Source organism: Streptomyces sp. NPDC027189, from assembly GCF_055566975.1.
In genome coordinates, this window is the sequence record NZ_JBVHRI010000004.1 from 126,964 (window position 1) to 140,661 (window position 13,698).

Below are 13,698 nucleotides of genomic sequence, written 5' to 3' on the forward strand. Positions count from 1 at the left end.
GCCATCGCGCAACTCTCCGAGTAGAGAGGCTCGTTGAGAGAGGTGACGCGATGGCCTTGTCCCAGCATGACTTACTCCGGCTGATGGAGTCACTGCGTACGGCGGACGGAATCGAGTTGGTCCGGGTCCTGGCCCAGCGGATCCTGCAGGAGCTGATCGAGGCCGAGGCCACCTCGTTCATCGGGGCCGAGCCCGGCGAGCACACCGAGACCCGGACCAACCTGCGCAACGGCCACCGTGGAAAGACGCTGACCACGCAGGCCGGGGATCTCGACCTGGCGATCCCCGAGGTCCGCACCGGCAGTTTCTTCCCCAGCCTGCTCGAACGCCGCCGCCGCATCGACCGGGCCTTGTATGCCGTCATCGTCGAGGCATACGTCCACGGGGTGTCCACCCGCAGCGTGGACGACCTGGTCAGGGCCCTGGGAGCGGACAGCGGGATCTCCAAGAGCGAGGTCTCCCGGCTCTGCGCCGCCCTGGACGGCGAACTCACCGCCTTCCGCACCCGGCCGCTGGACCATACCCGCTTCCCTTACGTGTATTTGGACGCGACCTACTGCAAGGCCCGCGTGAACCACCAGATCGTGTCCCAGGCCGCGGTCATCGCCACCGGCATCACTGAGGATGGCGGACGCGAGGTGCTGGGACTGATGGTCGGCGACAGCGAGACCGAGGCGTTCTGGACCGAGTTCCTGCGCTCGCTGCGCGAGCGGGGCCTGTCCGGGGCCCGCCTGGTCATCGCTGATCACCACAGCGGCCTGGTCAAGGCCGTGCGCAAGGTCATGCTCGGCGCCGGCTACCAAAGGTGCCGCGTTCACTTCCTGCGCAATGTCTTTGCGGTGATCCCGAAGGACTGTGCCGAGATGGTGGCGGCGACCATCCGCACGATCTTCGCCCAGCCCACCGCAGCAGCCGTCCGGGCCCAGCTCGACACCGTCGCCGACATGCTCGGCCGACAGTTCCCCAAGGTCAGGGCCATGCTCCTGGAGGCAAAGGAGGATCTGACCGCATTCGCGGATTCCCTGATCGGCACTGGAAGAAGATCCAGTCGACCAATCCGCTGGAGCGGATCAACCGCGAGATCAAGCGCCGGACCGACGTTGTGCAGATCTTCCCCAACCCCGACGCCCTCGAGCGCCTCACCACCGCCGTCCTCGTCGAGATGCACGACGAGTGGATCGCCTTCCCCCGCCGCTACCTACCCGAGGGAAGCATGGACACGATCTACAAAGATCAGATCGACCTGGCTACACCACCACAGGGGACATGACCCTGGGCCGTCTCCGCCATTCCCGGGGCGGAGGCCCTCGAAGCCTGCTCCCCGAGGCGGACCTGACGATCGCCGAGGCGGCAGCACGGCTCGTGCCGCGCGCCCGCACGGCCTCTGAGAACACCGCTTCCGCGGCGGCGTCCGAGCCCGACAGGGCGGAAGAGTCCGTGCCGGATGATGCTGATCCGTCGGGCGGTGTTCCGGAGATCAACTCCCCGTCCGCTCACGCACCCTCACGCAAACGGCCTCGGACGAGTCGTCCGAGGCCGAGTAGGGCCCCTCCCTGGGGATAAACCCCAGGTCAGAGTGGCAATGCGTTGCGCCCCCGGCAGGATTCGCCTGCGACACCCGCTTTAGGAGAGGCGCTATAACCTTCCCCGTTAGTGGTGATCTTCCCTGGGATTCACTGTTCGTACTGGTCAGCGAGGTGTTGCCTTCCGTCCCTGCCTGATCGTTCCCCGCCTTTACACGGCCTTCCGTTCCCATAAGGGCCCCACGAGCCCGTGGTAACCAAGGCGGGGGAGCCGGCTGAGGTCAGCTGCGGTCGCCGAAGCGGTGAGCACCGCAGAGCCCTTCGGGGGCGACAAAGGCCCCGCCCCCATCAGCCATCAGGGGGTCGGGGCCCTCGGCCGTCCACACGGGCCCGTACAGGCCGCTGAGCACAGGCTACAGCGCGCCACGGTCTGGCACGGCGCAGCTCAGGAGTACGACTCGAACCAGGATTTCAGTCATCAGTCATCACCAGGCTCCGCTGCTGTGTAACGGTGGGCAGGACCTGTTCGCCAAAGGCGTCGGCGCAGCGTAGGGCCATCTCGATGTGGGTACGCCGTTCCTCGATGGGGCGGCCGAGCAGCTTTTCGACCCGGCGAATGCGGTACCGCACGGTATTGAAATGCACACCGAGTAGCTCTCCGGCGGCGCGCGCGTTGCTGTTTTTGGCCAGATAGGCTGCGGCGGTCTGGCGCAGCCGAGCTGTGGCGTCGTCTGCCTCGGCCAACGCGCCCAGTTCTCGTTCGACAAACGTGCGAATTGCGTCGAGCCCACCATGCCCCGTGGTCAGGCACACCAACTCGACATCGGAGTATCGGGTCAACAGCCTGTCGTGGCGCCCGGCGATCGCGACTCGTTGAGCGGCGAGGGCCTCACGATTGCTACGTCGGAAGCCAGCGAGACCAGGTGCACTGCACCCTATGGCGGCGCGCACGCCACCCTCCGACACTCGCAGATCGGTCAGAGCGTCCGGGTCCGGAAGGCGCCGTGTGGCAGCCCACCCCCACAGGCCACGTGCTCCGCTGCTCACGGTGAGTGGTCGCGCCGCCCCCAGCGCACTCGCCAACTCCCCGGCCAGTCCCTCGAGTGCACGGGCCAGGTTGGCGTCTGCGGCGGTCTCGTCTGCCCAGAGCACGAACGCGGTCTGATGAGAGCGCAACGGGTGCCCGAGGAGTCCACTGGCGGCGTCGACGTCGACGTTGTTCCCTCGCCGGATTGCACACACCGTCGCTACGCGGCGTGCGAGCACGCTGCGTTCGGCTTGTTGGCGCTCCTCGGTGTAGCTCTTGATGAGGGCTTCCACGGTAGTGTCCAGCCACTCGGTGACGCGGTCCCAGAAGTGGACGAGTACCGCCGACCGCAAGGTCACATCGGCGATCTGCTCGTCCAGTGTGCGAGTGACGTACCGCCACATCGCACGCTGCCCGACCCGGTAAGTCTTGAGCAGCACGCCCAGCTCCAGCCCGCGGCGGGCGATGGTATGGGCGAGATCGAACGCCTCGGGCTGGACGAGGACTTGGAACTGCTCGCGAGCGATCACCTGCAGGATTCCACGCCAGTTCGCGCGAGTGCTTGCGTGCAAGTCAGCGAGCAGCTGCTCATCGGCGGCAAGCTCTGGCACCTCGAGGGTGATCTCCTGGTCGATTCCCAGGGCCACCTGCTCCAGCAGCTCACCGCGCTCGATGTGCGCAGCGTAGCTGGTCAGCCACTGCACGACGTCATCGTCCAACATGGTTCACCTCACGACCTTGTTCGGAGAGAACAATGACCCGGCGAACATTGGCTGGCAAGCCCAAGACTTTGTCCCACGGCATACGAGACCTTTGTGCCCGCTCGCGGGGCCGGCATGGGATCTGGTCCATGCGAGAACGACAATCTTGGAGGATCCATGAGTGCAGGCGCGAGATACCGCGCTGCCGTCGGGGCGGGTTGCTTCGCCTGGTGGCGCAGAGCAATCGCCGCCGTTGTGGGCACGGCTGTGGCGGGGACGGCCTTTTTCCTCGTGACGCCGGTCGCGCAGGCCGAGGAAGTCTCGTCGGTGATCCAGGTCGACAGCACCGCTGACGCACCGTTGGCGAGCACCGACGGCAGCTGTGCTGATGCCCAGGGCCGCTGCACACTGCGTGCGGCGATCATGTTGTCCAACCGCAGGGGCGGTGGCACGACGATCGTGGTGCCGGCCGGCCATTACGGGTTGACGATTCCACCCAATCCGGCCCTGATCGTAGGAGATGTTCCGGATGACTCGACGGGCGACCTGGACGTCCTGGCGCCGACCAAAATCACAGGCGCCGGGGCTCGCAGGACAACCATCAATGGCAACGGCCTCGACCGGGCAATCTTCCACTCCGCCCCGAACGGCATGAGCGTGCTCAGTGACGTGACGATCACCGGGGGCATCGACCGCGAGCAAGATGTGCCCAATGCGACCGGTGGTGGAGGCGTCTGGAACGGCAATGGGCAACTCACCCTGGAGCGAGACACGGTGACCGGCAACCGCGCCGACTACGGTGCCGGGGTATTCAGCACTCCCTCGGCTACGACTGTCGTGGACTCCAGCACCGTCAGCAACAACGTGGCGTACCACGAGGCGGGAGGGATCCGCTTCGATGGTTCTGGCACAGCCGTCAATTCGACGATTACCGGCAATCGAGTGCTCTCTACGTGCTGCTCCGACACCACTTCCGACGGCGGTGCCTATGGCGAAGGTGGTGGCATCGACGTCCGTGGCGCCGGCCCTGTCAGGATCATCAACTCGACGATCACAGACAACCATGCCGTCATCGGCGGCGGGGGCGTGAACGCTGCCTTTGCCTACCAGGACACCGTGCGTACCAGCCCCACGCCACAGGGCGGCGAAGTACTGCTGGTCAATACGATCATCGCAGGCAACACCAGCGACTACGGATCAGGTGATTGCAAGCAGAGCTCGGCTCCCATCGTGTCGCTGGGTCACAACATCGACACTGATGGAAGCTGTGGCCTGGATTTTCGTGGAGACCAGCCGCGAACCAATCCCGAACTCGGCCCGCTCTCTGACAACGGCGGCCCCACGGACACCCAGGCCGAACTCAGAAACAGTCCCGCCATCGACGCCGGCGACGAGTCGGCATGCCCCACCTATGACCAGCGCGGAATCCTCCGCGGCAGCCCCTGTGACATCGGCTCCTTCGAAAGCGAAAAGTGACGGGTCAGGGATCGTCACCGGCGCCCCGTCGGGTGACGATCCCTGCCTCCTTCTGGCCGGCACCTCATTGCTGCGGGAGCAGACGACGCGGCGATCGCGGCTGCGGTCGCGTCGTGCAGCGACGTGGCGGACGACGCCGCCGAGGATGTGGCGCAACTGCACGGCGGTAGCGGAACGACCTCGGAACACCCCACTGACCTTCACCTCAAGCGGGCGAGTGCGGGCCGGATCAGCCGGGGCCTTCTGGCCTACCACCGCCGTGTGCTCGCCGGTCTGTTGGACCTGCCGGCCTGAGCGCGTTGTCGTAGTTGATGACGCCGTATTCATCTAGGTCTCTTGGATCGCCTGACTCGAGGAGGAGCCGTGTCGAACGTCGCCGGATCGGTATGGGAGCACGCCGCCGCAACGCCGGAGGCCGCGGCGTTGAGGGCAGGCGAAGAAGTGTGGAGTTATGCCCGGCTGCGCGATGCTTCCGCTGCCTTCGGCGGGGAGCTGCGGGCGCGCGGTGTCCGGGTGGGGGACCGGGTGCTGCTGGTGGCGCCCACCGTCCCCGAGTTCGTGGTCGCCTACCTCGGCGCCCATCTCGTCGGGGCCGTGGTCATCACGATGAACACCATGGCCACCGCGCCCGAAATCGACTACGTCGTCGAGGACTCCGGCGCGGTCCTTCTGATGGCCTGGCACAGGGCCACGCAGGCCGCGCAGCGTGTGGCTGACGATCGCGGCCTGCCGCTGCGGATCGTCGAGCCGGGCGCCGTGGCCGGCGGCGGCGAGGGCATCGACGCGCCGGTGGACCAGGACCGCGACGAGACGGCCGTGCTGCTTTACACCTCCGGGACGACCGGTCGGCCGAAGGGCGTCGAGCTCACCGTGGCCAATCTTCTCGAGGTCGCGCATATCCTCGTCGACGAGCTGCGTCTGACCGCGGAGGACCGCTTCGGGTCCGGCCTGCCGCTCTTTCACGTTTTCGGCCAGGCGGTGTGTCTGAACGCCAGCTTGGCAGCGGGTTGCTCGATATCCCTGCTGTCGCCCTTCGACCCGGTTGCCATGCTAGAGATGGTCCGGCGCGACCGGCTCACCTGCGTGGCCGGTGTGCCGACGATGTGGAACGCCATGCTGCACGCCGCAGGCGACTTCGGCCCCGACGGCTTCGCCTCGCTGAGGCTGGCGGTGTCGGGCGGCGCGTCTCTCCCAGGCGGGGTGATCAGAGCGTTCTCGGAGCGGTTTGGCTGCACCATTCTTGAGGGCTATGGGCTGACCGAGTCCACGGCCGCGTCGACGTTCAACCGCTTGGCCATGGAGCAGCGCGTCGGGTCGGTGGGGGTGCCGCTGCCTGGCACGACGGTGGAGATCCGGGACCCGCTTGGCTGCGTGGTGCCGACAGGCCAGGTGGGGGAGGTGTGGCTTCGTGGCCCGGGTGTGATGAAGGGGTATTGGAAACGGCCGGACGCTACCGCAACCGATTTGGTGGACGGCTGGCTGAGGACCGGTGATCTCGGCCGACTTGACGAGGACGGCTACCTCGCCATCGTCGATCGCGCCAAGGACATGATCATTCGCGGTGGCTACAACGTCTACCCGCGTGAGGTCGAGGAGGTTCTGTACCAGCATCCGGACATAGTCGAAGTGGCCGTGATCGGCGTTCCCGACGAGAAGTACGGCGAGGAGGTCGCCGCTGTCATCGCGGCCCGCCCAGGTGCCGCCATCAACCCCGCGGAGCTTCGCGTATGGGCGAAGGAGCAGCTGTCCGCGTACAAGGTGCCGCACCTGGTCCGATTCGTCGACGCCCTCCCCAAGGGAGCCACCGGCAAGATCCTCAAGCGCGAGTTGGACTGGGACACGCTGGACACAGCGACGAGCTGAACGTCTGCAGATGCGGGCCGCATGACGACCGTCCAAACAGCTATAGGTCCGATGGACCCCAGCGAGCTTGGCCGATGCTGGTCCACGAGTACGTCTTCGTGATGGGTGAGAGGTTCCGGCAAAACTGCGCGGAACACCCGTACTTCGAAGGCAGCGCGGCATGAGCGACACCCGGGGATCCGGTGCTTCGCGATTGGGAACCTCCGAGCGCTCCGCCGTCGAGATCCTCCGCTCGGTCGGCAGGACCACCTCTCCGCGATCAAGGACACGGCCGATGGAGGAGCGATCACCGTTACTGCGCGGGCGCCTCTAGTAAGGCAACTGGCGTGGCAGTCGTCGGTCACGACCGTGCCCCGGCACCCGAACTCGTCCCGGCCTCACCTGCGGCATCAGCCTGCCTGCACCCATATCACAAAGAAACTGCAGCGCCCGTCGGGAGTCAGAGCTTTGTTCCGATGCCTCCGGGCGCATGGAAGAGTCGAAGGAGTCATCTCATGCGGATGAAGGAAGAGCTCGCCAGCGCCTATGCACGGGCCACCTGGAACATGGTGGAGCCCTTCCACGGAGCCGTGTACTTCGCTCCGGAGGCCCAGGCCCGATACGCGGAGCTCGGCGTCGAAGGCAGGGCCGGCTACTTCGGCTCGCGTGCCGCGGCCCTCGGCCCGGCATCCGCCGAATTGGTGATCGCCACCTTCTACAACTTCAACCCGGAACTGGTGCGCAGTGTGGTCCCCGCGGTATGGAAGACAGCGTCGCCGGAGAGACTGCTCGCGGCCCGGCTGGCGGCCGTCGATGCCACGCTGCGCCGCATCCTGGGCCCCGCCGTGCAGTCCCCCAAGATGGAGCGCGCTGCGGAACTGGCGCAGGAAGCGGCCCGAGCGACGCTGCTCCACCCGCAGGGTCGCCCACTCTTCGCCGCGCACGCTGCCCTGCCCTGGCCGCACGAACCACACCTGACGCTTTGGCACGCACAAACGCTGCTGCGTGAGTTCCGCGGCGACGGCCACATTGCGACGCTGCTCGCCGCCGAGCTGGACGGGATCGAAGCGCTGGTCACACATGCTGCCGCGGGCCCGGTGACGGCCGCGGCCCTTCGGACAACACGGGCCTGGTCCGAGGAACAGTGGGCACAGGCAGTGCAGCGGCTCCGCGAGCGCGGCTGGCTGGCAGAGGGCCCCGACCTTGCCTTCACCCCGGAAGGGCGGGAGCGGCGCGAGATGGTGGAGCACACCACCGACGAGCTGTCCGCGCTGCCGTATGTCGCGATAGGCCCCGAGAAGTGCGCCGAACTTCGCCGTCTGGTCAGGCCCTACAGCCTGGCCTTGGCCGAGGAGCTGTTGCCCTGGCGTGTCGGCAACTTGTGAAGCCCGATGCCGATGCCGATGCCGATCGTGAGCATGCAGTCAAGACGCGCTTGCCAGAGCGTTGTTCCACCTGGCGACACCGACCAGATCGCGCGCCGGCACGTGACGAGGCCTGCGGCGACTGCGCCCACGCAACTCGATTGGCCGGGTCCTCTGCGCGCGAGCAAACCCGAGCAACCTCGGCTGCGAACGCAGAACGGACAGTCCCTACCCATCTGGTCCGCGCCCGGCCCGCCCAGCCCCGCCGACTCTCTATTCAACCCACAGTCCTCACATTCCTCCCTGAGCGCTTGCTTACCGGTTGCACGACAACCGGTCGGCAATCGCGCAGGCAGACACTCAACACTAGGAGCCAACGTGCACGAACCCACCGGAACCGAAGCGCCCCCGAGACGTGATCAGATCGCACGCCTGGACCGGATCCCCGTTTGGCCGTACCGGCGGCGGGTCATCGTGACCGTCGGGGTCAGCTACCTCTTCGCGTTCTTCGACATCTCGACGTACGGGCTCACGTTGCCGGTCATGGTGGACCAGCTGCACTCCACACTGGCGGCGCTCTCGGTTGCACTCACGACGAACCTGATCGGCTACGTAGTCGGCGCGTACCTCATCGCCACGCTGTCCGACATGTACGGCAGGAGACCTGCCTTCCTGGTGGCGGCGCTCGCAGTCAGTATCGGTTCGCTGTCCACGGCAGCCACCATGAACGGCGTCTGGCTCGACGCGTGCCGGTTCGTGACCGGCATCGGGATCGGTGCCGAGATCGCGCTCGCCGCCACCTATGTCGGCGAGATCGCGCCACGGGCGGTCCGCGCCCGCTACAACGCATGGGCCACCGTCTGGGCAGGCGTCGGCATAAGCCTGGTGCCGTTCGTGGCGCTCGCATTGGTGCCGCACCTGACATGGGGCTGGCGCGCGCTGTACGTGCTCGGCGGCCTCGGTGGGATAGCCGCGATCGCCACGCCGTGGGTGCTGCCGGAATCGCCGCGATGGCTGATCGCCAAGGGCCGGATCGTCGAGGCGGAGGCGATCGTCACCGAGGCGGAGCGGACCGCGCTGCAGCGCCACGACGGCCCGCTGCCGGAACCCGCACAGGCCGCTGCCGACGCGCCCGCCGAGCGATTCCCCACCACGGAAATCCTCCGGCGTCCCTACCTTGCCCGGGTGCTGCTGTGGATCGCTGTGTGGTTCTTCATGTACATCGCCAACTACGGCTGGCTCGGCCTGGGCCCCACGCTGCTGGAGAAGCAGGGATTCAGTCTGAGCAGCACCTATACCCTCCTGCTGTTCAGCAGCTTGGGCATCATGGTCGGCGTCCTGAGCGCCACACGGCTGGTGGATCGGATCGACCGGAAGTACATGGCCAGCGGCGCTGCGCTGACGGCGGCGATCGGGATGCTGGCGATCGCCTTCTTCCCCAACGCCGCAGTGATTTTGATCAGCGGATTCACCGCAGCATTCGGGACGGCTGTCGGCACCGCGGTGCTCTACCTGTACACCGCCGAACACTTCCCGACCCGCGCCCGGACAACCGGTGTCGCGTTGACCGACGGTCTCGGGCACCTCGGCGGCGCACTTGCCCCGGTGCTAGTGCTGGGAGCGTACGCGCAGCTCGGGTTCCGCGGCGCCTTTGTGTTCCAGGGGGCATGCCTCATGGTGGCGAGCGCACTGGTCGCCCTCTTCGGTCTGCGCACCAGGGACATGTCGTTGGAACAGCTCGCCTCGTAGCGGACCGGCGAGTTCGGTCAGCGAGGCACGAAGCCGGCGATGCCCGGCCGGGACCGCTGAAGCCGGTCGAGGCGGAGAACCACCGGTCGCGCCACACGGTGGAAAGTCAGAAACCAGGAGGCCATCTGTGACGAGCAATTCCGCCGATCAGTTCAAGCAAGGAGGGATGTCATGCGCATGCCATTGAGAAGGGTGCTTCGCTGGACAGTTGGGTTGCCCGTGTGCGCGGCGCTGCTGGCCGTGCCCGCTCAGGCCAATGCTGGACAGGCGACAACCCTCGCCGGGCCGCCGATAGTCGTTAACAGCATGGCTGACGCGCCGCTCGCGAGCACGAGCGTCGACAGCGGCAAATGCGCCGACAGCCTCGGGCGCTGCACGCTGCGCGCCGCGATCATGCTCTCCAATGACCTGGGCGGCGGCGCGACGATCATCGTGCCGGAAGGCCATTACAAACTGACGATTGCACCCAATCCAGCCTTGACCACAGGCGACGTTACGGATCCCTCAACGGGTGACCTGAACGTTCTGGTGCCGACCACGATCAAGGGCGCCGGCGCGCGCAAGACGATCATCGACGGCAACGGGCTCGACCGCGTGATCACCTTCGATGACTTCAACGGCTCGAGCACGATCAGGGACGTGACGATCACCGGGGGCGTCGACCGTGAGGAGGACGTGCCCGGAGCAACCGGTGGCGGCGGCATCTGGAACTGGGGCAACCTGACGCTCGAACGCGTCACCGTCACGCACAACAATGCCGGCTCGGGCGCCGGTGGAAGCTTCGGCGGGGGAGTCTTCTCCGCCCCCGGCAGCTTCCTGACGCTTGTCGACAGCACGATCAGTGACAACGTGGCCGGGATGGCAGGCGGGGTCCGCTTCGATACCGCTGGGAACGTGATGAACACCACGATCACAGGCAACCACGCGGTCGGCAACGCCGATGCCGGCAGCGGAGTCGGCGGCGGCATCGACCTTCGCGGCGAGATGCACCTCACGATCTCCTACTCGACGATCGCCGGCAACAGCGCCCGCGACGGCGGCGCCGGCATCAACGCCGCCCCGGCCTACAGCGACCAAAATTGGCCCGCCTCGACCGTACCCTCGCCATCCCAGCAGGTCAGCCACGTGTACCTCGACAGCACGATCGTCGCTGACAACACGGGGCCCAGTGAATGCACGGAAGTGTTCTCCGGCTACGTCTCACTCGGCAACAACATCGCTGGCGACGACACCTGCGAGCTCACACAGCCCACCGACCATCCCGGCGTCAACCCGCGCCTCGGCCCCCTGACTGACAACGGCGGCCCGACCGCCACGCTCGCCCTGCTCCGCGGCAGCCCAGCCATCGACGCCGGCAACGACGCGACATGCCCGTCCGCCGACCAGCGAGGCGTGCCTCGCCCCCAGGGGCCGCACTGCGACATCGGCGCGTTCGAGTTGCAGCGGTAGCCGACGCCCGCGCTCGCACCACAAGGCCGGGAGCCCGTCAAAGGCAGAGGCCAGTCTCAACTCCGTCAGCCGTACGCAGTGACTCCAGCAGCCGCATCAGGTCAGACTGGGACAAGGCCATCGTGCGCTCCTCCGGTTGAACTGCCCGTTCACCAGGGAGACTTGCGCGATGGCCTGCCCATTGTTCAGGGAGCGGTCGCAGACAGCGGATGCGCACCCGGAGCAGAGACCGCGCGTGCCCGACGCTTGACCGGCTACACCATTCGACGGGACGCCATCGGGGATCAGGGCACTTCCCCCTTCAAGCCCCTTCAAGGGACCTCCCCCCGACTGCGTGCATTGGCGTACGCCGTCGCCGCGCTCAGCCGCTCCGCCGCGGTGGCTCGCCGGACGGCGTCCGGTTCGCAGTCCCACTCCTTGCCGCCGCCGTACGGTCTCAGCTGTACGTACGGTCCCTCGTGCCCCATGACCATCCCCACCTTCCCGGTGCGCGTGTCCACGGCGTAGGAGCCGATCGGTGGCAGCTTCACCGCAGGGCCGCCGCGAGCCGGGCGGCGACCTCGACGGAGCAGCCGCCTAATTCGACCCGTGGACAAGGTGCCTCGCGCGCCAAAGTCGCCGGGTCGATCCGCAGTGACGGCAACGAAATTCCGGCGTCGGCGAGCGCCGCCCGCAATTCCTTCACTGTTTCCTCCGCCTCTTCGACGCACTGCGCCGAGTGTCGTCCCCCGAGTGATGCGTGTTGTTCCCTCACCGTGTTCCCCTGTCTCTTTGAGTTTCACGCTTCGCATCCCCAGGGTGACGCTCTGCATCTACACTCGATAGGAGTCTGTCCTCTACAAGTGCGGCGCAGCGTAAGGGGGTTGACCTGTGGCCAACGGTTCGCGGCAGGCGGCCTGGGAGTTCTTCGGGGCGGAGCTGAAACGACGCCGCGAGGAGGCCGGTTTCACTCAGGTGGAGTTAGGGGCGCGCGTATTCGTCTCCGGGGGCTACATCGGCCAGTTCGAACAGGCCATTCGGAAACCGCAGTTGGATGTGGCACAGAGGATCGACGAAATCCTGCAAACCGACGGTTTTTTCGAGCGCACCTGGCGAAAGCTGATCGACGACAAGCGGTACGCAGACTATTTCGCGGAGGTTGTGGAGCTTGAGCGGACGGCGACGAAGATTGCCGAGTTCGCGCCGACGCTTGTGCCGGGCTTGTTGCAGACGGCCGCGTACGCACATGCGGTCACGCTCGCGGCCAACCCCTTCGTCACGGACGAGTACGTCGAGGAGAAGGTGACCGCCCGACTGGAACGGGCTCGCATCCTCGGCGACGCCGCAAGGCCTGAGTATTGGGTGGTCCTGCACGAGAACGCGTTGCGTATCCCGGTGGGCGGGGCGCCGGCGATGGCCGAGCAGCTCGACGGCATCGCCGGGATGGTGCGGGAGCACAAGGTGGTGGTGCAGGTACTGCCGTACGTGGCTGGAGCGCACGCTTCCATGGGCGGGATGCTGACGCTCCTGGAGTTCGAGGACGCCCCGCCAACTGCCTATACAGAGACGTCGTTTTCGGGAACTCTCGTTGACAATCCGGCGGTGGTGAAGCGCGCGCAGCGAGCATACGATCTGCTCAGGGCCGTCGCACTGTCGCCGGAGGCGTCCCTCGCCCTGATCGAATCGGCGGCGGAGGACTCCAGACGATGCGCGAGTACGACCTGAGCAACGCCCGCTGGCGCAAGAGCAGTTACAGCAACGGCGAGGGCGGCAGCTGCATCGAGGTCGCGTACGACTTCATCGGCGCCGCCCAGTGGCGTAAGAGCACGTACAGCAACGGCGAAGGCGGCGACTGCGTCGAAGTAGCCGACGGAGTCCCCGGCGTCGTACCCGTTCGTGACAGCAAGGTCCCGGACGGCCCCGTCCTGCTGGTCAGTGCCCTCGCCTGGACGGAGTTCGTCGGCGCCGTTACGAAGTGACCGGCGCCGCAAGTTCTCAAGTGACCGTCGGGGCCGCCCGCTCGCTTCTCCCCCGTGCTGGAGCGCGCCGAGTCAAGGGTGGAGCGCAGCGGAATCGGCGCAGCCGACGCGGAGCGAAGCGGAGCGCCCTTTACTCGGCGCGCGGAAGCACGACACTGGCCAAGAAGCGGGCGGCCCCAACGGCCACGTCACCAACCAACGCTCACCGAACCGCAGGTACTGGGCCACCCCCGGTCAACCGACCTTGCGCAACTCGCCGTCACCAAAGACCGTGACCAGCACCAGGCTTCCGCCCAGCGCTTCGACGTACCGCGCCACGACATCCGTACCGGACACCTGACCACTCTCGATCTGCGAGACGCGCCCCTTGCTCACGCCCATGCGCTCGGCCACCTGCGCCTGGGTGAACCCGCGCTCCTGACGTATGTCGACCAACCGCCAGGCCCGGGCCTCGGCGAGCATCCGCTGAGCGCCCTCCAGAAACGCGTCCCGGCCGCCCGCTAGCTCTTCCGCCCTCTCACGGTGCCCATTGGCCGACCACCTGGCGTGTTCGCTCACTTCCCCGACTCCTTGTTCCGATCAGCCACGTACCCAAAGGCGCCCGCCACC

At 66.9% G+C, this 13,698-nt stretch carries 11 protein-coding genes and 1 pseudogene; 9 read left to right on the top strand and 3 right to left on the bottom strand.

Going from position 1 to position 13,698, the window contains the following annotated elements:
* Positions 1–50 precede the first annotated feature (50 nt).
* Positions 51–1,270, top strand: a pseudogene (locus tag ACZ4RZ_RS11540) (IS256 family transposase).
* A 724-nt stretch (positions 1,271–1,994) separates the two neighbouring features.
* On the opposite strand, the gene ACZ4RZ_RS11545 reads toward ACZ4RZ_RS11540, so the two are convergent.
* Positions 1,995–3,272 (bottom strand): PucR family transcriptional regulator, encoded by a 1,278-nt coding sequence (locus ACZ4RZ_RS11545; protein WP_467743776.1) that lies wholly within the window; start codon positions 3,270–3,272, stop codon positions 1,995–1,997.
* 156 nt (positions 3,273–3,428) lie between these two features.
* Between ACZ4RZ_RS11545 and ACZ4RZ_RS11550 the strand changes: the two genes are divergently transcribed.
* The 6 genes from ACZ4RZ_RS11550 to ACZ4RZ_RS11575 all read left to right on the top strand — a co-directional run bounded on the left by ACZ4RZ_RS11550 (position 3,429) and on the right by ACZ4RZ_RS11575 (position 11,131).
* The gene (locus tag ACZ4RZ_RS11550; protein WP_467743777.1) at positions 3,429–4,727 is read left to right on the top strand and encodes a choice-of-anchor Q domain-containing protein; all 1,299 of its coding nucleotides are present in this window, start codon (positions 3,429–3,431) and stop codon (positions 4,725–4,727) included.
* A gap of 66 nt (positions 4,728–4,793) precedes the next feature.
* Positions 4,794–5,021, top strand: a complete 228-nt coding sequence (locus ACZ4RZ_RS11555) for an acyl-CoA dehydrogenase family protein (protein ID WP_467744313.1) — start codon at positions 4,794–4,796, stop codon at positions 5,019–5,021.
* A gap of 69 nt (positions 5,022–5,090) precedes the next feature.
* The gene (locus ACZ4RZ_RS11560) at positions 5,091–6,590 is read left to right on the top strand and encodes a long-chain-fatty-acid--CoA ligase (protein ID WP_467743778.1); all 1,500 of its coding nucleotides are present in this window, start codon (positions 5,091–5,093) and stop codon (positions 6,588–6,590) included.
* Positions 6,591–7,084: 494 nt separating this feature from the next.
* A complete protein-coding gene (locus ACZ4RZ_RS11565) occupies positions 7,085–7,954 on the top strand; it encodes an SCO6745 family protein (protein ID WP_467743779.1) in 870 nt (289 codons plus the stop codon).
* 453 nt (positions 7,955–8,407) lie between these two features.
* Complete coding sequence (locus ACZ4RZ_RS11570; RefSeq protein WP_467743780.1) at positions 8,408–9,682, top strand: MFS transporter; 1,275 nt, start codon at positions 8,408–8,410, stop codon at positions 9,680–9,682.
* Positions 9,683–9,853: 171 nt separating this feature from the next.
* Positions 9,854–11,131: a choice-of-anchor Q domain-containing protein gene (locus ACZ4RZ_RS11575; RefSeq protein WP_467743781.1), complete on the top strand. Its 1,278-nt coding sequence runs from the start codon at positions 9,854–9,856 to the stop codon at positions 11,129–11,131.
* 311 nt (positions 11,132–11,442) lie between these two features.
* On the opposite strand, the gene ACZ4RZ_RS11580 is transcribed toward ACZ4RZ_RS11575, so the two are convergent.
* The gene (locus ACZ4RZ_RS11580; RefSeq protein ID WP_467743782.1) at positions 11,443–11,661 is read right to left on the bottom strand and encodes a hypothetical protein; all 219 of its coding nucleotides are present in this window, start codon (positions 11,659–11,661) and stop codon (positions 11,443–11,445) included.
* Between the two features lie 340 nt (positions 11,662–12,001).
* On the opposite strand from ACZ4RZ_RS11580, the gene ACZ4RZ_RS11585 reads away from it, so the two are divergent.
* The gene (locus tag ACZ4RZ_RS11585) at positions 12,002–12,835 is read left to right on the top strand and encodes a helix-turn-helix domain-containing protein (protein ID WP_467743783.1); all 834 of its coding nucleotides are present in this window, start codon (positions 12,002–12,004) and stop codon (positions 12,833–12,835) included.
* Positions 12,817–13,089, top strand: coding sequence for a DUF397 domain-containing protein (locus tag ACZ4RZ_RS11590; RefSeq protein WP_467743784.1), 273 nt, complete (start codon positions 12,817–12,819; stop codon positions 13,087–13,089). The genes ACZ4RZ_RS11585 and ACZ4RZ_RS11590 overlap by 19 nt, the downstream gene beginning before the upstream one ends.
* Positions 13,090–13,323: 234 nt before the next feature.
* On the opposite strand, the gene ACZ4RZ_RS11595 is transcribed toward ACZ4RZ_RS11590, so the two are convergent.
* Positions 13,324–13,647 (bottom strand): helix-turn-helix domain-containing protein, encoded by a 324-nt coding sequence (locus tag ACZ4RZ_RS11595; RefSeq protein WP_467743785.1) that lies wholly within the window; start codon positions 13,645–13,647, stop codon positions 13,324–13,326.
* Positions 13,648–13,698 lie beyond the last annotated feature (51 nt).

Excerpts from the sequence above, each read along its gene's own strand:
- ACZ4RZ_RS11545 (WP_467743776.1), bottom strand. The coding sequence starts at position 3,272 with ATGTTGGACGATGACGTCGTGCAGTGGCTGACCAGCTACGCTGCGCAC.
- ACZ4RZ_RS11550 (WP_467743777.1), top strand. The coding sequence starts at position 3,429 with ATGAGTGCAGGCGCGAGATACCGCGCTGCCGTCGGGGCGGGTTGCTTC.
- ACZ4RZ_RS11565 (WP_467743779.1), top strand. The coding sequence starts at position 7,085 with ATGCGGATGAAGGAAGAGCTCGCCAGCGCCTATGCACGGGCCACCTGG.
- ACZ4RZ_RS11575 (WP_467743781.1), top strand. The coding sequence starts at position 9,854 with ATGCGCATGCCATTGAGAAGGGTGCTTCGCTGGACAGTTGGGTTGCCC.
- ACZ4RZ_RS11590 (WP_467743784.1), top strand. The coding sequence starts at position 12,817 with ATGCGCGAGTACGACCTGAGCAACGCCCGCTGGCGCAAGAGCAGTTAC.